We start from the raw sequence: 18,462 nt of genomic DNA, 5'->3' as shown, positions 1-18,462 counted from the left end.
ACAGGCGCAGATTGGGATCGACCAGCAGGAACGCGCCCTTGAGCGCCAGCAGCAGACCCAGTGCGCGCCAGAGCTCGGCGCGCCAGGCGGCACCGCGAGGATCAGGCGCGCGCTTTGAAGGCGACATGCTTGGCCCCGAAAAAGTTGACCAGCAGGCCGGCGACCGAGCCCACGGCTACCGCCAGGGCTGGCCAGCGCGCCGCGGTCGCAGACACGCCCACCAGCAGCGCATAGCTGCCCAGATTCACGCTCAGGCCACCCAGCTGGGTGCCGACGTATACGAGCCACTCGCGCCACAGCGGCGACGCGCGGCGCGCGCGGAACGTGAAGTGGCGATTGAACAGCCAGGTGCAGGTGACCGCGACCGGAAACGACAGCGCCCGCGCGGTCCACGGATCGAGCCCGACCGCGCTGACCCAAGCCTGGGTCAGGCCGGCGTCCACCGCGAACGCAAGACCACCGCCGACGCAGAACAGCGCGAACTGGCGCATGCCGCTCTTACTCGGGGGCGCCGTGGCGCAGGTAGGCCAGCATCTTCAGCTCACGCCTGCCCCGCGTCACCGTATCGAGGATCAGGCCGGCAAATCCCGACAGGGCCGCAAGGATCATCAGGCCGGTCGACAGGATGGCGGTGGGGAAGCGCGGGACCAAGCCGGTGCGCAAGAACTCCAGAACCACCGGGATGCCGAAGCCGATGCCCGCCAGGAACAGCACGATCGCAAGGCCGCCGAAGAAGGCCAGCGGCCGCTCGGCGCTGAACAGCCGCAGCATGGTTTTGAGGATGCGGAAGCCATCCTTGTAGGTGCTGAGCTTGCTGAACGAGCCTTCGGGACGCTCCTTGTAGGGCGTCTCGACCTCGCCCACCGACATCTTCAGCTCCAGCGCATGCACGGTCAGCTCGGTCTCGATGTCGAAGCCCGCGGTGAGCACAGGGAAGCTCTTGGCGAAACGCCGCGAGAACACGCGGTAGCCGGAAAGGATGTCCTGGCAGGGGCGACCGAACAGCCGACTCAGGAATCCGGTCAGCATGCGATTGCCCCAGACGTGCCCCGCGCGGTAGGCGGCCTCGGCTTCATGGCGACGCACCGCCACCACCATGTCGTGGCGGCCTTCGCGCAGGCATTCGATCAGGGCCGGCGCACTGGCCGCATGGTAGGTATCGTCGCCGTCCACCATCACGTAGACATCGGCCTCGATATCGGCGAACAGCCGCCGCACCACGTGGCCCTTGCCCTGCAGGCCGACGTGCTGGACATGGGCGCCATGCGCCCGCGCAATGGCCGCGGTGTCGTCCTTGGAGTTGTTGTCGAACACGCAGATCTGCGCGTCCGGCAACGCGGCGCGGAAATCGGCGATGACCTTGGCGACGGTTACGGCCTCGTTGTAGCAGGGCACGAGAACGGCGATGCGGGAGACAGGCTTCATAGGAAAGACTCAATCGCAGGCGAAGAGCGGAGCGGAAGGGCTCCGGAAACACTCGGGGACGCTGGGGCGGAGTGGCCCTCTCCGCCTCAAGTCGCGAACAGCGCCGCCATCCGCGCCTCGTCCGGCTGCAGCACCACGCCGCGCTCGGTGACGATGGCATCGATCAGGCTGGCGGGTGTGACGTCGAAGACCGGGTTCCAGGCTTGGACGCCCTCGGCCACGGTGCGCACGCCGGCATAGCCGAGCAGCTCGTCCGGGCTGCGCTCCTCGATCTCGATGGCGCCCCCCGTGGCGGTGGCCATGTCGACCGTCGACGAAGGCGCCACCACCATGAACTTGAGTCCGTGGTAGCGGGCGGCGATCGCCAGCTGATAGGTGCCGATCTTGTTGGCGACATCGCCATTGGCGGTGATGCGGTCGGCGCCGACGATCACCCATTGCACCTTGCCGGTGCGCATCAGGTGCGAAGCGGCGGCATCGGCGATCAGCGTGGCGGGAATGCCGTCCTGCAGCAGCTCCCACACCGTCAGGCGCGCGCCCTGCAGCCAGGGCCGGGTCTCACCCGCGAACACGCGCTGCACGCGGCCCTCGGCGACACCGGCGCGAATCACACCCAGCGCGGTGCCGAAGCCGGCCGTGGCCAACGAGCCGGTATTGCAGTGGGTCAGCACGCCGGAACCGGGCGCGATCAGCTCGGCGCCCAAGCGCCCCATGAGGCGGTTGGCAGCAAGGTCCTCCGCTTCGATGGACTCAGCTTCGGCGGTGATCCGCTCAAGCCAGTCGCTGCCGCTGCCGACCAGGGCCGCACGCATGCGGCGCAGCGCCCAGGCGAGGTTGACCGCGGTGGGTCGCGAGGCGTCGAGTTCGGCCATGGCCGGAGCCAGCAGCTCCGCGGCGCGCGCACCGGAGTCCGCGCTCAGCCCGCGAGCCGCCAGCACCACGCCCCAGGCGGCGGCAATACCGATGGCGGGGGCCCCGCGCACCACCAGCGCGCGAATGGCCTGCGCCACCTCGCTGCTGCTGCGGCACAGCACGTGCTCGTGGCGCTGCGGAAGCAGGCGCTGGTCCAGCAGGTCCAGCGCCTCGCCCGTCCAACGCACAGCGCGCACCCGGTCATAACGGTCGTAGTCCATCGAATCGGCTCGCACCCGGCAGAACAAAGGGCATAGGTTACTTGACGCGGTGCGGAACCAACACCGCCGCAACTGTGGCGTGTTTGTACGACGACGCCCGCCGAGTGCCGCGGCCATCGGCGAGGGACGAGGTCTGCAAGCCCCGTCCGCACCGGCGGCTTCCCCATGGCACCGGGCGGATCATGCCGGCGCGCATGGTGCTCGGTGCATCAGAAGCCATGGCAGCCACTGCTATGCTCGCGCGCATGACAACGCCCCGAACTCCACGCCGCAGCAGCGCTGGCCCAGCCACGCCCTCCAAGACCGCAAAACCCAAGGGCCGCAAGAACGTGCGCAGCGCCACGACCGAGGCCGAGGTCGCGAGCGAAGCACCGAAGACGCACGGCCCCGCCAGAGCCGCAGCCGCGGCCGGCACGCGCGCCAAGCCCGCTCGCAAGGCCTCCTCCAAGGCCTCGACCGGCTCGCGAACGCGGGCGAGCCGCAGTGGCGCCGAGAGCCGACGCCCGCGCACGGTCGCCCAGCGCGAGGCCCAGTTCGATGCCTTGGTTCGCGGCGCCTGCCTCAAGGCCGGCACGGCAGCGGCGATCTCCAGCATCACCGGCCGCGTCCCGCTGTTGGGTCGCCTGGCGCCCACCGTGCTGGGACCTCTCGCCGAAACCATGGCCTTGGCCCAGGTGCAGAAGCAGCTGGTCATGGAGATCGTGGAGCTCTACGAAGTCGCGCTGTCCGAGCCCGAGCTGCGCGGAGTCGTGCTGCTCGCGACCGCGACCAACATCGGCGCACAGCAGCTCTCAAAGCGCAGCATGGACGCCATCCTCAAGCAATTCGGCGAGGGCCTGATCGGAACCGTGGCCGCGCGCGTGCTGCCGATGGCGACGATCCTGGCCGAGATCACCGCGGCGGTCGCCAGCACCTACACCGTGGCCAAGCGAGCGCAGGCGCTGTGCAGGCTCCCGGGCACCGGCGCCGGCAACCTGGCTGATCTGCTGCGAGGGCTTTCGGGGATCGACCAGCAGCGGCTGCTGAGCTGGAGCGGAGAAGCTTTTCGGCTGGCGATCCTTCCCTTCCGCAGTGTGCTCGGAATGTTGTGGCGGTAGCGCCGGGCATCGGGAATCGATAGTTGGGAATCGTTGAACCACGCGGCACACGGGGAATCGGGCAAGGCTCGTGCGCCCGCGCCCGCCCACCTGCCCTCGCTATGTTCGTGCCCCAGAGCATGTGGCGGCTGCCGCCGACAGCCGACACGCGCTCTCCTTCGCTTCCCATCGGGGGAGAGCGGCGTGAATCGCTGATTCGAGCTCCGGCAGCTGGCCGATGCTGGCGGCGAGCTTATGCACGAGGGCCGACGCCCCGCTATTGACGATTACCGTTTCCCGATTCCCGTTTCCCGGCTCGCGATTGCGGGGCCGGCGCCAAGCGCCGGCCCTGTATAGTCCCCAGCCCTCGCGGCCTCACAGCGCCGCCTGTCCAGAACGAGACACGCCCATGAGTCAGAGCCCCGCCGCGCCGCGGCGATCCGCCATCGATGTGTTCCTCAACGTGGTCGAGCGCGGCGGCAATGCATTGCCGCATCCGGCCACCCTGTTCGCCCTGCTGGCGCTGGCCGTGGTGGTGATGTCCGGCATTGCCGCCTGGCTGGAGATCAGCGCCCAGCATCCGGCCACGGGCGCCACCATCAACGTCGTCAACCTGTTCTCGCTGGAGGGCCTGCACCGCATGTCCACCAGCATGGTGAAGAACTTCACCGACTTCGCCCCGCTGGGCACGGTGCTGGTGGCCCTGCTCGGCATCGGCGTGGCCGAGCATTCCGGTCTCATCGGCGCCAGCCTGCGCCTGCTGGTGCTGTCGGCGCCGCGCTTCCTGCTGACCCCGGTGATGGTGTTCGCCGGCGTCATGTCGAACATGGCCAGCGAGATCGGCTACGTGCTGCTGGTGCCGCTGGCCGGTCTGATCTTCCTGGCCGCCGGCCGGCATCCCATCCTCGGCATGGCAGCCGCTTTTGCCGGTGTGTCCGGCGGCTATTCAGCCAACCTGCTGATCGGCACCATCGACCCGCTGCTGGCCGGCCTGTCGCAAGAGGCCGCCCGCATCGTCGACCCGGACTACACCGTCAACGCGGTCGCCAACTGGTACTTCATGATCGCCTCGACGCCGCTGATCACCCTGCTCGGCTGGTTCGTCACCGAGAAGATCGTAGCGCCGCGCTTTCCGGATGAGCCCAGCCGCGACCCGAATGCGGCCGGCGATGGAACGCCCGAACAGGACCCCAACGCCCAGCGCCTGAAGCCCGAGGAGAAGCGCGGCCTGATCTGGTCGCTGCTCGCCTGCGCGGTGATCACTCTGATCCTGGTCTGGTCGATGCTGCCGCAGGGTTGGTTCTGGGGCTCGGGTTTCATGCGTGATCCGGTCACCGGCGATCCGCTCAACTCGCCCTTCCTGAAGAGCGTGGTCGCGATCATCTTCGTCTACGGCGTGGTTGCGGGCGTTGTCTACGGCGCGGTCGCCGGCACCATCAAGAGCGACAACGACGTCATCAAGGGCATGGGCCAGAGCATGTCCACGCTGGGCGTCTACCTGGTGCTGACCTTCTTTGCCGCGCAGTTCGTCGCCTACTTCAACTGGACCCAGTTGGGCCTGGTGTTCGCGGTGGAGGGCGCCGGCGTGCTCGACTCGATGCGCCAGCTGGTGCTGGGCGAGGGTGAGCCCGCGCCGTGGCGCTGGGTGCTGGCCAAGATCATCATCATGGCCGGCTTCATCCTGCTGACCGCGCTCGCCAACCTGTTCATGGGCTCGGCCTCGGCGAAGTGGGCGCTGATGGCGCCGATCTTCATCCCGATGTTCATGATCCTCGGCTACTCGCCGGAGCTGACCCAGATCGCCTACCGCATCGGCGACAGCGTGACCAACATCATCAGCCCGATGATGAGCTACTTCGCCCTGATCATCGCCTTCCTGCAGCGCTACGAGCCCAAGGCCGGCATTGGCACGGTGATCTCGGTGATGCTGCCCTACTCGGTGGTGTTCGCGATCGGCTGGTCCCTGCTGTTCGTAGTCTGGCTGGCGCTGGGCCTGCCGATCGGGCCGGGCGCACCGCTGCAGTACATCCCGGCGACGGCGGCGGGATAGTCACAACCTGCGCATCGGCTCGCGCCCGAGGCGCGCGAGCCGATGCGACACCGAGGCTCGGGCAGGTTGGGCCAAGCGCAGCGCGGCCCAAGGACGCGACCAGCATCGGCGCGACAACGCCCGCTGACCTGACCACCTGCACGTACGTGGATGCGGTCCAGCGAGGCAGACTGCGTTTTTCCTGATCGAACGGAACCGCGCATGCGCCTGCCCCGCCCCACTCTGCTCCGCTTGTCCCTGCTGTCCTTTGCGCTCGCCGCCGCCCTGCCGATCGCGGTCAATGCCGCCGATCCGGTGCCAGTGCATCCGGTGGTGCAGGTGTTCGGGCAGTTCGACGCCAACCCTGCCATTCCCCACCCGGACACCCTGCTGGGCTTTCCGCTGGGGCAGAAGGCCGCCAGCCCCGAACAGATCCACGCCGCCCTGCAGCAGTGGGCGCAGGTGTCCGATCGCATCCGCGTCATCGAGTACGCCCGCAGCCACCAGGGCCGTCCCCTGTCGGTGGCGATCGTGTCCAGCCCGGCCAACCTCGCGCGACTCGACGAGATCCAGAACGCGCTGGACGAACTCGCCGACCCACGCCGCACCTCGGCGGCGCGCGCCAGCGAGATCCTGCGCGATGCCCCGGCCGTGGCCTACGTCGCGCACAGCATCCACGGCAACGAGCACAGCGGCGGCGACGCAGCCCTCGGCCTGATCTACGGCCTGATCGCCTCGAACGATCCGGCCCACACCGCGCGTCTCGACGACACCGTCCTGCTGATCGACCCGCTGATGAACCCCGACGGCCGCGCGCGCGCGATTGCCGATCTGCAGGGCTTCCGCGGTGCCGCCCCCGGCTACGACGGCCAGTCGATGTCGCGCGGCACCAGCTGGCCCTTTGGTCGCGGCAACCACTACGTGTTCGACATGAACCGCGACTGGATCTTCGCGACCCAGCCGGAAACCCAGGGTCGCCTCGCATTCCTGAAGCGCTGGCATCCGATCGTCTTCATCGATGCCCACGAGATGGGCCCGGACGAAACCTTCCTGTTCTCGCCAGCGCGCGCGCCGATGAACCCTCATCTGTCGCCGCGCTTCCTGCAGTTCGCCGCCGAGTTCGGGCGCGAGCAGGCGCAGGCCTTCGACCAGCGCGGCTGGGTCTACTACTCGGGCGAGTGGAACGAGGGCTGGTATCCGGGCTACTCGGATGCCTGGGGCGGCCTGCGCGGCGCGGTCAACATCCTCTACGAACAGGCGCGCGTGGCCGACTATGGCGTGCGCCAGGCCAATGGCGAAGTGCAGTTCCACGCCGACGGCGTGGCCCGCCAGCTCGCAAGCGCGGTCGCCAACATCGATTCGATGCGCGCACGTCGCAGCGAGCTGCTGCAGGCCTTCTGGGACGACCGCACCGCGCTCACCGGCGCGCGCGGTGACTATGCGAACGGCGTTTACGCCATTGACGTCAGCCAGCATCCGGCGCGCGGCGCGCAGCTGCTGCGCGTGCTGCAGATGCAGGGCGTCGAAGCGCAGCGACTGTCCAGCGCATGGACGGTCGAAGCGCAGGGTTTCGACGGCCGCACGCAGCGCACCGAAGTCCCGGCCGGCAGCCTGCTGGTCTCGACCCGGCAGCCGCTGGGCCGCCTCGCCGCGACCCTGATGGAGTTCGATCCGCGCATCGATCGCGAGTCGTTGAAAAAGGAGCGCGAGGCCCTGATGCGCACGGGCGAAGGCACGATCTACGACATCACCGCCTGGAGCCTGCCGATGTTCTATGGCCTGCCGGCCTGGCGCATCAAGGGCGGCCTGCCGCAGCAGACCGAGGCCGCGAGTACGGTGGACACACAGCCGGTGCTGCCGGCCGACTCCGCTGTTGGCTGGGCGCTGTCCGGCCATGACGATGCGGCGCTGCCGGTCGCGGCGAAGCTGCTGGCCGCTGGCATCCGCCCGCGCGTGGCCCGCAAGGACCTGCGCTTCGACGGCCGCGACTTCCCGCGCGGCAGCCTGGTCGTCACCCGCTACGACCACCCGCAGCTCGATTCGCAGCGCCTCCGCGAAGCGCTCGCTGCGGCTGCGAAGGACGCACCGCAGGGCTTCGCCGCCCTGCGCAGCGGCGAAGGCCCCGGCGATCTGCCCGATCTTGGCGGCGGCGAGTTCGCCCTGCTGCAGTCGGGCGCAGTCGCCGTGCTCGGCAAGGGCGCGGTCAACCCGCACACCTTCGGCGCGGTCTGGCACTACCTCGAACACGGCCTGGGCATGAATCCCAGCCTGCTCGACGAAAGCGCCGTCGCCCGCCTGGACCTGCGCGCCTATCGCGTGATCGTGCTGCCCGAGCGCTGGGGCGGCAGCCTGCCCAAGGAAGTCAGCGACGCTCTCAAGCCGTGGGTGGAAGCTGGCGGCACCCTGATCGCGCTGGGCAATGCCTCGACCGCACTGGCCCGCGAAGACGGACTGTCGGCCGCGCGCGGACTGCCCGACGCGCTGAAGGAGCTGAAGCCCTACCGCGACCGCCTCGCCCGCGAATGGCTGGCGGCCTCTGCTCGCACCAATCTCGAAGGCGACCCCTATTCCCGCGGCGCCGCCAGCGGCCGCAGCGGCGCCTTCAGCTTCGATCCTGACGCGGAGACGCTCGATGCCGATGCACTGAGCGAGCGCGACAGCTTCCAGCAGGTGTTCATGCCGGTCGGCAGCTTCGTCGCCACCCGCTGCGACGACACCCACTGGCTGAGCTTCGGCTGCCGCGATCATCTGCCGGTGCTGGTCGATTCCAGCACTCCGCTGATGGCATCCGGCAGCGTCGAGGCGCCGTATCGCCACGGCGTGTGGCGCGCGGAGCCCGGCAAGAAGGCCGGCGAACACTGGAGCGCCTACGGCTGGGCCGGCCTGCCGCCGGGGCACACCCTCGAACTGCGCCTGGGCGGATTGCTCTGGCCCGAAGCGCAGGAGCGCATCGCCAACACCGCCTGGGTGACCCGCGAAGCGAAGGGCGCCGGCCAGATCATCCTGTTCGCCACCAACCCCAGCTTCCGCGGCGCCAGCCTCGCCATGCAGCGCGTGCTCGGCAATGCGGTCGTCTACGGGCCCGGCTTCGGCACGCGCACGGCGGTGCCGGTGCACTGATCGGCGCTTGAACGAAGGCGGTAGACCCAACAACGCCCGCGCATTGCGGGCGTTGTTGTTCGCGGGCTCCGCATTCCGTAGCGCGAGCGTTCGCAGCTTGGTAGCGAGCGCAGCGAGGCCCAAAGCCGTGCGATTGAGTGCGCCGCACCCATCAATCCGAACGTGAGCAAGCGCCGCGCTCTTGAGCCCCTCTCCCCTTGAGGGAAGCGGAGGAGGGCGTTTGTAGGCTGCCGGTGGCAGCCGACGCTCTCTGGAGCCCGAGCGGAGCGAAGGCAGGTTGGGGAGAGGGGGACAACACTCGCGGCGAGCTTTCACCCCTCTCCCCCGCCCCTCTCCCGCAAGGGGAGAGGGGAGCAAACCAAAGCCCACATCAATACCAACATCCAACGCGGGGGCCTTGCTCTCAAGCCCCTCTCTCCCGGAGGGAAGCGTAAGAGAGCGCTTGTCGGCTGCCGGTGGCAGCCGACAAGCGCTCTCAGTAGTCCGAGCGAAGCGAAGCCAGGCGTCGAAGTCAGAAGACCAGCACTTGCCACACGCCCCCCCATCTGCGAAACACCACTCCACCCTGCCCTAGCACCGCCGCCCGGAGACTCACCGATGCGCATCGCCGCCTGGATCGGAACCCTGCTGCTGCTCTGCCTGACACCCCCCACGCATGCAGCACGGCCCAAGCCCGGTGCGCCCAGCACGCCCGAGCAGCGCGAAGCCGCCTGGCAGCAGCACCAGCAGATGCAGGACGCATCGATCTTCAAGGGCCTGAGCTGGCGCAGCATCGGCCCGACCGGGCAAGGCGGGCGCGTGGTGGATCTGGCCTCAGTGCCCGGCCAGCCCTACACCTTCTACGTGGCCTACGCGACCGGCGGCGTGTGGAAGACCACCAACAACGGCGGCAGCTTCGAGCCCCTCACCGACCAGCTGCCGAACACCGTGATCGGCGCGATTGCCGTGGACCCGTCCAAGCCCGAAACCCTGTGGATCGGCGCCGGCGAACCCAATGCCGCGCGCTCCAACTACGGCGGCCACGGCGTGTTCGTCAGCCATGACGGCGGCAAGAGCTTCGCGCGCAAAGGCCTCACTGGCACCGACCGCATCGCCGAGATCCTGGTCGATCCGCGCGACAGCCGGCGCGTGCTCGTCGCCGCTGCCGGCAAGCTCTACACGCCCGGCGGGCAGCGCGGCGTCTTCTTGAGCGAAGACGGCGGCGACACCTGGACGCAGGTGCTGAAACCGACCGACGACTGGACCGGCGCCAGCGACCTCGTCATCGACCCGACCCGCCCCGACGTGCTCTACGCCGCGCTGTGGACCCGCACGCGCACGCCCTGGCAGTTCACCGAAAGCGGCGACGGCTCGGGCATCTACAAATCCGAAGACGGCGGCCGCACTTGGCGCGAGCTTGCCGGCGGCCTGCCGCAGGGTGACAGCGTCGGCCGCATTGGCCTCGCCATCGCCGCCAGCCAGCCCGACACCGTCTACGCCAGCATCGACCACTGGGCCGAGCTGCCCGAAGCCCTGCGCGACCTCGGCGACCGCCCGCTCTCTCCGCAGCGCCTGCGCACGATGAGCAAGGAAGATTTCCTTAAGCAGGACCCAGAAGAAGTCGAGCGCTTCATCCGCGGCGCCGACCTGCCGGTCGAGCTCGACGCCAAGGGCCTGCTCGCGCAGGTGCGCGACGGCTCGATCACCCTGCAGCAGCTGCTCAGCCGCCTCGAAGACGGCAATGCCGCCCTGTTCGACAACCCCACCTGGGGCCACACCGTGTGGCGCAGCGACGACGGCGGCGCGAGCTGGCGCCGCACGCACGACGAACCCGTCCGCGAAGTCACCTACACCTATGGCTACTACTTCGGCGAGATCGCGGTCGACCCCAGCGACGCCGAGCGCGTCTACACCATGGGCGTGCCGCTGATCGCCTCCTCTGACGGCGGCAAGACCTGGTCGGGCTACACCAACCACCCCAGCGTGCACGTCGACTACCAGGCCATGTGGATCGACCCCAACTACCCGCAGCGCCTCGTGGTCGGCAACGACGGCGGGCTGGATGCGAGCTACGACGGCGGCATCACCTGGCGCCGGCTTGATGCCCAGCCGGTGGGCCAGTTCTACACCATCTATGCCGACATGGCCGAGCCCTACAACGTCTACGGCGGCCTGCAGGACAACGGCACCTGGAAAGGCAGCAGCCGCACGCGCTGGGAGCTGGGCGAAGACTGGAACTACATCAACGGCGGCGACGGCATGTGGGTGGCCGTGGACGATGAATCCGGCGACACCTACACCGGCTACCAGTTCGGCTACTACACCCGCATCGACAGCGCCGGCAAACGCCACGAGGTGCGGCCGCGCGCAGCGCTCAACGAGCCCCTGCTGCGCTACAACTGGAGCACGCCGGTGATCCTGTCGCCGCACGACGCGCGCACCGTCTACATGGCCAGCAACCGCCTGTACCGTAGCTTCGACCGCGGCCGCAGCTGGGCCGCGATCAGCCCAGACCTGACCCGCTCGAAAGAGCGCGGCAACGTGCCCTTCGCTACGATCACCACGGTCTCCGAATCGCCGCTAGCTTTCGGCCGCCTGGGCGTAGGCACCGACGACGGCCATGTGCATGTGAGCGTGGACGGCGGCGTGCGCTGGCAGCAGGTGGATGCCACCCTGCCCGCCGACCGCTGGGTGAGCCGCATTGAACTCTCGCGCCACAGCAGCGAGCGCATTTACCTCAGCTTGAACGGCTACCGGCAGGACGACGACCGCGTCTACCTGTACCGCAGCGACGACTTCGGCGCGAGCTGGCAGTCGATTGCCGAGGGCCTGCCCGCCGAGCCCGTCAACGTGATCCGCGAGGACACGGTCAACCCGGACCTGCTCTACGTCGGCACCGACCGCGGCGTGTACGCCAGCCTGGACCGCGGCCGCAGCTGGCAGGCGCTGGACGGCGGCCTGCCCAACGTGCCCGTGCACGACCTGTTCGTACACCCGCGCGACCGCGAACTGATCGCCGGCACCCACGGCCGCAGCGCATGGATCGTCGACGTGCTGCCGGTGCAGCAGCTCAGCAGCGAGGTGCGCAGCAGCGCCGTGCACCTGTTCCACATCGACGACCTCAAAGCCTCACGCGACTGGCGCCGCCGCCCCGACCCCTGGTTCGACCGCCCCGAACACCTGCCCGAACTCACCGGCACCTACTGGGCCAAAGCCGCCGGCCCCGTGCGCTTCCGCCTGCTGGACGAGAAAGACCGCCCGCTCGCCACCTTCGAGCGTGAGGCGGAGGCAGGCCTGAACAGCTTCCGCTGGAACCTGGCGCTGGATGCCGAACTCACCCTCGCCGCCGAGAAGCAGGCGCTGGAAGCGCTGGACGCCGACAAGCGCGAGGAGCGGAAGCACCAGCCCTATGCGGAATCCCAGCGCCTGGGGCATCGGCTGTACCCGGTGCCGGGCAAGTACACGCTGGAGATTGCACACGCTGGAACGACGAGCCGTAGTGGGTTCGAGATCAAGGCGCCGAAACCGCAGGACCCGCGGTGGACGCCGGCTTACAAGCTGCGCGGCGACGATGGGGATGGGCGGCATCAGGATGAAGAGCGGGCGCATCCGCGGGCTGGGGCGCGGGCTCGGGGGTTTGCTTTGCCGGGGAAGTAGAGCGAGTTCGCTCGATGGTCGGGCCTCTGCGCCAACTCGGCCCAGAGCCCGAGCGGCAGTTCTCGCTTGGGGTTGGATTATCGCGAGGTGCGTTGTGGCCGAGCCCATCGTTCTAGTGCTTCTGGTCCTACTCCTGCGGCGATGGTTCTCGCTGGCCATCGCGCTGCCAGTGCGCGCGATAGCCGATGAACTCCGCGGCGTTCGAGGAGGCGGAACGGCATTGATGCCGATCGAGCTGCTCGCGGGTGGGGCGATCTGCGCAATCGTCTTGATGTACCCGAACGCATCCCTCTGGGCGGGAAACATCAACTCGGTCCTGCTTGCACTCGGAGCGATGCATCTGCTCGCATACCTTCCCCTCTTCCTTGTGCTGGTGTGGGTCAGTCGGCGGTGCAGACTTAAGCAGGACACGGATGCGCATCGAACTGAAGACATTCGTCGTGGAAGCAGCCGTTGAAGGACACAGCGAATGGATTGACTGTGGGCTTGACCGGCCTGGAAAAGTCCAGAGAGACCTGAGGCTCCTGGATCCAACCGTCTGGCGCCCGGCCCAAGAACTCGGGCCCGCTCCCGACATGGGTAGGGATTCGAAGCCAGCGACGCGAGCGGGGAGGTTCCCTGAAGCAAGCCACACCGCCTGAAGGAAAATCTGCCGCTACTTCGACAACGCAGGCCCTTTGTCGTGATGGGCTTCGGGCGGGAGGCGAGATTGAAAGGCGCATCAAAATGGAATAGGTTCCGCGAGAGCGCGGATCGTGTCGTAATTCCGACGAATTATGCGACATCGAGACACTGGAGCGATCACCAAGTCACTGATCTGCAGAAGGTTCTGTCGCACTCACTAGAAGCGGGCGACAGGTTATACGACAGAGTTAGACGTCACTTTGACGTCTACATTGAGTTAGCCGCCAATGAACACCACCGAGCCACGCTACAGCATCAACGGAGAGGAACCGAAGCTCGCGGGGAAACGTTGCACTGCCTTCTTGGTCGAGCACTTCTACGAAGATCTGCAGCTCATCAATGAAGTCAATGTCGCGCACCTTTGCTTTGGTGACCAGTGGTACCGGCTGTACTTTGAATGTGGAACGGTCTTCTGGCGCAAGTCGGAGAGGCCAGGGCTAGCAGAGAACTCAGGCCGCTCGTATGGGCTACTCCTCAACGATCTGTCCGGAATGGACTCTGTGGTTGGCCAAACGGTCGAGCAAGTCACCTACTCAGGAACGGAGGCAGGAGATGTCCAGGTCACCATCGCCTTCACAAAGGGCAGTAGCCTTCAGTTCGCATACGACTGCGAAGCAGATTCCACGCGCCTTGTCGGCTAACCCCTCCATCGAGCGGACATGCCCCGGCAAGCCGGGTCATGCCGCTCATGTCGAACGTTAGGCGTCGCATGAGCAGCATCTCCAAATCCGAAGTCACAAAGGAGCTCTTCGCATGGGCGGATCGGCATCTGTCTCAGCCAATTCCTCCTGCAACCGCAGCGTTCCATATCAACCTATACGAAGGAGAAGAGTCGGTTCACGTGCAAATCATCGGCACTGAATCGTTCACTTCTGGAGAAAATCCAGAAACGGACTACTGGCCTGGCGCTGAGACCTTCACCACGGGCGAAGACGTCTTTGAGATTCCATTCGCAGTGGCAGGCTCCGACTGGAAGGAATGGCTGAAAACAGGCACAGAGATGATCAACTCATACATTGCAAACGGCGCTCAATCAAGAGTCCTTCGTTGCGCCAAAGGCGTCGGCCTTGGCTTCGTCGACGGAGATATGTATGTACTCTGGCAGCAAAGCGACGCCTAACCCTTCCATCGAGAGGACGTCGCCCGGCAAGCCGCGCGCCGCCTCTCATGTCAAACGTTGGGCGTCACAAACCGGCACTTGAGCATGCACTACTACACCGAGGCAGAGCGCAAGAATCAACTCAACGAGCTGATCGGTTCCATTGAGTCTTTTCTTCCAGAGCTAGAGCGAAGTGGTCAGTACCTGAAACAGCAAGCTGTCTACAAGCAAGTTTGCGCACTAGCAAAGCAGCTCGTTTCCGAGGGCTTCAATCAAGAAGACCTGAGCACTCTGAGTCGAAACGTTCCCCGCTTGTTTTGGCTTCACAAGGAGTGGACGCCGCCGCTTGAACCCACGAAGACTGGTGGCCGTCTCACTGAGCCAGAATGGTTTCTGCGGCTGGAGCCCTTGGAGTCGCAGGTTTCTGCTGCTGCCGAGAAGCTGGGGGTGATTGGCGAGTACTAAGGTGACGCCCAACCATTCCATCGAGCGGATGTCCTGCCGGCTGCGCCGTCAGGCCACCGCTCATGTCAAACGTTAGACCTCATATGGATCAATGGCGAACATTGTTGTTTCAAGCCACGGGCCCTGCCTTCCGACCCAGCGAAACTGGCTTGGTACTAGCTAAGTCGTTCGAGCCCGGAATGAAGGCCACCTTCGGTGGAAGAAGCGGCGATGTAGTTGAGTATGGTGGCGCGATCTATCGCGTTCCGGACAATCTTCCGGAGGCGCGAGATCAAAGTCAGTACGAAGTTGCGTTTGATCACCTGCTCCAGTTGCTGCCAGCTTTTCGTGCTGCTGGTGCATCGAACTTCGTGCTGCACATGCTTCGCACGTGTGCAGGTCAATGTAACGAAGAGTTCACGCGCGCGGAGCTTCAAGGGCTGGCGTCGCTCAACTGTCACTTCTTCTATGCCGCACGCGCGCAGTGGCCTGATGATGTCTAACTACGTGTTCAAGCCGACCGCGCAACCGTCGCTTTCTCAGATTGCCAGTCCGCGCGTGCGCGGCGGCTTAACACGACGTTAGAGCGCATGAAAATTTCCACCCTCAGCCACCAAACGTTGCATCGCCAAGGCAGTAGCACGAATGGTTGCATCGTCGCCGATAGATACTCCGCGGATTTTCTAGTTGATGGTCAGTCCTTGCTACAAACCCTCGTGAATATCGACGGTGGGCACGCTGATTTCATGGGTTGCTTCGTAAAGGGTTGCCACGAGCAAAACAACCAAACTGCCGCTGCACTGCTCGTGGAAGGGCAGCCAAAAACCGCTAGCGGGCGTGTTCTTCTCTATATCTGTCCTGAGTGCGGCGATATCGGCTGCGGTGCCTATGCCGCGCGGATTTCAGAAGGTCCATTTGGCTACATGTGGGAATCGTTCGCATACGAGAACGGGTACGAAGAACCTCGCATCATCGAAGGGTTTGGACCTCTACTCTTTGAACGAGGGGCGTATGGAAGCGCTATCCGCCAAGCAGCCGCGCTCTAACAAGTCCGTCAACGGGACGCCAAAATGCTGCGCATTTTGGGTCCCTCCGCTGCGCTCCGGCGCCCGTTACGTCCAACGTTAGGCAGCGCAATGGCCACCTTCCGACGAATCACAAAGCGGGACAACCCTGCCCGAATTGCGTCCCTAGCCGTGCGGTACGAAGCACTTCTTGTTAACGCACTAGAAATTGCCGTGGAGTTGGCCAGCAACAAGCCACAGCTGGTGCGCGAAATCCTCGCTACTGCTACCGCAGAAGGCCTCGCAGCTAACCTGAACTCCAAGACGGCCGCGGTCTCCTATCGGGCTGAGAAGTACAGACGCACTTGGCACACCCTCATCCCATGGCATCACCTTGACGGCACAACCGCCGAGCAACAGGCGGAATCCATGATCGAAACGGTCGAGACCAACGTGTACATGACCGAAACGAACTCGTGGCCCCCGCTTCCGTCGGATCCGCCGAGTCGCAAGGGAAGCGAGTGAACAGCAAGGCGCTGCCTAACATGTCGCTCAACCGGAGCCGCTACGGCATGGCACCCTGGCCGTGCGACCGCCTTGGTTCATCATCGGCCGCACGGCCAGGGCGCCATCCCTCCGCGGCCCGGTTAGCTCTACGTTAGGGCTCAACTGTAAACTATCAGGGGAAACGCCGTGTCTCAAGATCCAAAGCAATCCACGTTCGTCACCGTCGTCGCCTGGATCTTCATTGCCCTCTCGGGCTTCGGCACTGTGATTACCCTTCTGCAAAACATCATGGTTCAAACCGTGTTTCGCAGCCCCGATGTGTCCCAAGCCATGCAGGCACCGCCGCCGGGAGCTCCGCCCTTTGCTGCGTTTATGGCCACCCACTTTCAATGATTCTTCCTAGCGTTCTTGCTGATCTCTGCCTTCACGCTGGCCAGCTCCATCGGCCTGCTTAGGCGCCGCAATTGGGCCCGCCAGAGCTTCATCGGCCTCCTCTCGCTCGCGATTCTTTGGCAGGCTGGAGGCCTCGCCCTTCAGTTCTCCATGTTCTCGTCCATGCGGGAGCAGTTTTCGGCGGCGAGCCAAGGCGGGCCGGATATGGGCCCTTCTTCATTGCCATGGCAGTGGTTAGCGTTCTTTTCGCAGTCGGCTTCTCGGTGCTGTTCGGGTGGATCATCAAGCGACTCCTGTCGCCGGCAGTGGTCGCAGAGTTCATCCGGTGAGCCCTAACAATTCGTCCAAGCCGACGCCGCTTCGCGGCGCGGCTTAACTCAGGTGTTGGACGTCATGCAGACCAAGCGAGCACTCGGGCAGAAAGAGCTTCAGGCAGTCTTAGCGCTGGCGGGGCCAAAGCGATACGCGCACACCGTAAAGCAAGTTGCCGACTGGCAGCAGGTCTGGGGTTTGCGTGATGAAGGCGGCTGGGCCTCTGCGGCGGACGAACGCGGAAGTCCTGCATTCGCTATATGGCCTCATTCCGAGTACGCCAGGGTATGCGTGGGCGGAGATTGGTCTACCTACTCTCCCGAGCCGATCGAGGTTCACGCCTTCATGGACGGCGTTCTCCGATCGCTTGTCGAGCAGAAAGCTAGCCTGGCCGTCTTTCCAACTCCTTCGGGCGCCGTAGTCCTGGTGTCAGCCGCGCAGTTCGAGGGTGATCTCCGCGAAGAGCTGGCAAGGATCGAGTGAAATGACGTCTAACCATTCCATCGAGGGGATGTCTTGCCGGCTGCGCCGTCAAGCCACCCCTCATGTCAAACGTTAGGGCTCATTGCCGTGCAGCAAGATTTCAACTTCGCATTCGAAAGCCCTGACCAGCTCCAGGCGTTCCTTGAGTCACTTAGTGGCAACGCGACTTTGGAGAAACGGGCGGATCATTTCTACGTGTTTACGGCGCTACCGGGAGAAGCGGATTTCTCGTTTGATGTGGCCATTATTCCGCAAGGCTTCACGTCAGTTCGCGGGGGCGCCTACTTTCACTTCCTGGGCTTGTTCGTCGAGGCCGTGACTGGGGCTTTTGGCCCTGTCACCATCTCCGACAAATGAGCCCTAACTGGTCATTCAAGCCGACGTGCCTCCGGCACGCGGCTTAACTCAGGCGTTAGACCTTGATGTGACCCTTGCCAAGTTCTTCAACGCCTGCAGCACCGGCAAGCATGAAGCGGTCGCGAGTTTCCTCGCGAGCGGCGTAGACCCGAAGCAGCGCGACTCCAATCATCTCACCGGCTTGATCTGGGCGGGCCGCAAGGGGCACGTAGGCGTTGCGCGCGTTCTACTGGATCATGGCGCCGCTCTCGAAACTGGAGACATCCGGCTACGCACAGCGCTCTTTCACGCAGCCAAGAGTCCGGGGTCAGGTCTAGCTTTGTAGCACCTTTCGCCCGCCACCTTCGCGCCGACGACTTGCACTGCTTGCGTAGCTCCGCATACGGCCGTCGGCCGGGCGACTGCCCGATTGTTCAGTTGATGGCGTAGAGCTGCTAGGAACGGGGTCAGGTTCACTTCTTCCGGGTAGAGGAGGTTCCGAGCAAGAACAGCAGGATCAGTAGGAACAGTAGGAACAGGGTAAGAGTGCACTTCTGGGAGACGATTGACTGCGCAATATGGGTTGACGGTCAGCTCCCCTGAGGCCAGCCCGGGAATGTGCTCTGCGCCCTGACTTGGCAACGGCCCTGCATGCCCCGCAGTCCAGCTCCACCCACTTTCGACAGGGCCGATGACTCGCCTGGCGCAGGTGTCATCTGCGACAGCGCGCGTCACCCTCGTGTTTTACTCAGGAGGGAGTCGCCATGCATGCCATCCACCC

General features: G+C 65.5%; 18 protein-coding genes. 15 read left to right on the top strand and 3 right to left on the bottom strand.

The window, feature by feature from the left end; translation table 11 throughout:
• Positions 1 to 101: 101 nt before the first annotated feature.
• The 3 genes from BLP83_RS07380 to mtnA form a co-directional block, all read right to left on the bottom strand.
• Positions 102 to 491 carry a GtrA family protein gene (locus tag BLP83_RS07380; RefSeq protein ID WP_091240709.1) on the bottom strand — a complete coding sequence of 130 codons (390 nt, stop codon included), beginning with the start codon at positions 489 to 491 and terminating at the stop codon, positions 102 to 104.
• 7 nt (positions 492 to 498) lie between these two features.
• Positions 499 to 1,425 carry a glycosyltransferase family 2 protein gene (locus BLP83_RS07375; protein ID WP_091240707.1) on the bottom strand — a complete coding sequence of 309 codons (927 nt, stop codon included), beginning with the start codon at positions 1,423 to 1,425 and terminating at the stop codon, positions 499 to 501.
• A gap of 86 nt (positions 1,426 to 1,511) precedes the next feature.
• A complete protein-coding gene (gene mtnA, locus BLP83_RS07370) occupies positions 1,512 to 2,558 on the bottom strand; it encodes an S-methyl-5-thioribose-1-phosphate isomerase (protein ID WP_091240704.1) in 1,047 nt (348 codons plus the stop codon).
• Positions 2,559 to 2,803: 245 nt separating this feature from the next.
• Here mtnA and BLP83_RS07365 point away from each other — a divergent pair, with 245 nt between their 5' ends.
• The 15 genes from BLP83_RS07365 (at position 2,804) to BLP83_RS19380 (ending at position 18,027) form a co-directional block, all read left to right on the top strand.
• The gene (locus BLP83_RS07365) at positions 2,804 to 3,655 is read left to right on the top strand and encodes a hypothetical protein (RefSeq protein ID WP_143006593.1); all 852 of its coding nucleotides are present in this window, start codon (positions 2,804 to 2,806) and stop codon (positions 3,653 to 3,655) included.
• Positions 3,656 to 4,043: 388 nt separating this feature from the next.
• Positions 4,044 to 5,684 (top strand): AbgT family transporter, encoded by a 1,641-nt coding sequence (locus BLP83_RS07360; RefSeq protein ID WP_091240701.1) that lies wholly within the window; start codon positions 4,044 to 4,046, stop codon positions 5,682 to 5,684.
• Positions 5,685 to 5,885: 201 nt separating this feature from the next.
• Positions 5,886 to 8,783 (top strand): M14 family metallopeptidase, encoded by a 2,898-nt coding sequence (locus tag BLP83_RS07355; RefSeq protein WP_176764056.1) that lies wholly within the window; start codon positions 5,886 to 5,888, stop codon positions 8,781 to 8,783.
• A gap of 597 nt (positions 8,784 to 9,380) precedes the next feature.
• Positions 9,381 to 12,419, top strand: coding sequence for a VPS10 domain-containing protein (locus tag BLP83_RS07350; RefSeq protein ID WP_091240697.1), 3,039 nt, complete (start codon positions 9,381 to 9,383; stop codon positions 12,417 to 12,419).
• Positions 12,420 to 12,513: 94 nt separating this feature from the next.
• On the top strand, positions 12,514 to 12,876 hold the full coding sequence (locus BLP83_RS18865; RefSeq protein WP_091240695.1) for a hypothetical protein: 363 nt from the start codon (positions 12,514 to 12,516) through the stop codon (positions 12,874 to 12,876).
• A 454-nt stretch (positions 12,877 to 13,330) separates the two neighbouring features.
• Complete coding sequence (locus BLP83_RS07340) at positions 13,331 to 13,744, top strand: hypothetical protein (protein ID WP_091240693.1); 414 nt, start codon at positions 13,331 to 13,333, stop codon at positions 13,742 to 13,744.
• Positions 13,745 to 13,812: 68 nt separating this feature from the next.
• A complete protein-coding gene (locus tag BLP83_RS18240) occupies positions 13,813 to 14,223 on the top strand; it encodes a hypothetical protein (protein ID WP_143006591.1) in 411 nt (136 codons plus the stop codon).
• 84 nt (positions 14,224 to 14,307) lie between these two features.
• Positions 14,308 to 14,667, top strand: coding sequence for a hypothetical protein (locus BLP83_RS07335; RefSeq protein ID WP_091240692.1), 360 nt, complete (start codon positions 14,308 to 14,310; stop codon positions 14,665 to 14,667).
• Between the two features lie 179 nt (positions 14,668 to 14,846).
• Entirely contained in the window at positions 14,847 to 15,149 is a 303-nt protein-coding gene (locus BLP83_RS18235; protein WP_143006590.1) for a hypothetical protein, read from the top strand.
• Between the two features lie 87 nt (positions 15,150 to 15,236).
• On the top strand, positions 15,237 to 15,692 hold the full coding sequence (locus BLP83_RS07330) for a hypothetical protein (protein WP_091240688.1): 456 nt from the start codon (positions 15,237 to 15,239) through the stop codon (positions 15,690 to 15,692).
• A 90-nt stretch (positions 15,693 to 15,782) separates the two neighbouring features.
• Entirely contained in the window at positions 15,783 to 16,175 is a 393-nt protein-coding gene (locus BLP83_RS18230; protein WP_143006589.1) for a hypothetical protein, read from the top strand.
• Between the two features lie 168 nt (positions 16,176 to 16,343).
• Positions 16,344 to 16,550, top strand: coding sequence for a hypothetical protein (locus BLP83_RS18225; RefSeq protein ID WP_143006588.1), 207 nt, complete (start codon positions 16,344 to 16,346; stop codon positions 16,548 to 16,550).
• A gap of 393 nt (positions 16,551 to 16,943) precedes the next feature.
• Positions 16,944 to 17,345, top strand: coding sequence for a DUF2750 domain-containing protein (locus tag BLP83_RS07325; protein ID WP_143006587.1), 402 nt, complete (start codon positions 16,944 to 16,946; stop codon positions 17,343 to 17,345).
• A gap of 87 nt (positions 17,346 to 17,432) precedes the next feature.
• Positions 17,433 to 17,702 carry a hypothetical protein gene (locus BLP83_RS07320; RefSeq protein ID WP_091240682.1) on the top strand — a complete coding sequence of 90 codons (270 nt, stop codon included), beginning with the start codon at positions 17,433 to 17,435 and terminating at the stop codon, positions 17,700 to 17,702.
• 25 nt (positions 17,703 to 17,727) lie between these two features.
• Positions 17,728 to 18,027 (top strand): ankyrin repeat domain-containing protein, encoded by a 300-nt coding sequence (locus tag BLP83_RS19380; protein WP_425388975.1) that lies wholly within the window; start codon positions 17,728 to 17,730, stop codon positions 18,025 to 18,027.
• The last annotated feature ends 435 nt before the right edge of the window (positions 18,028 to 18,462 follow it).

The sequence above is a fragment of the Aquimonas voraii genome, assembly GCF_900101825.1.
Taxonomy (GTDB): Bacteria; Pseudomonadota; Gammaproteobacteria; order Xanthomonadales; family Xanthomonadaceae; genus Aquimonas; species Aquimonas voraii.
Note: the sequence above shows the minus strand (reverse complement) of the source record. Positions and strands in the feature narration are given on the sequence as shown.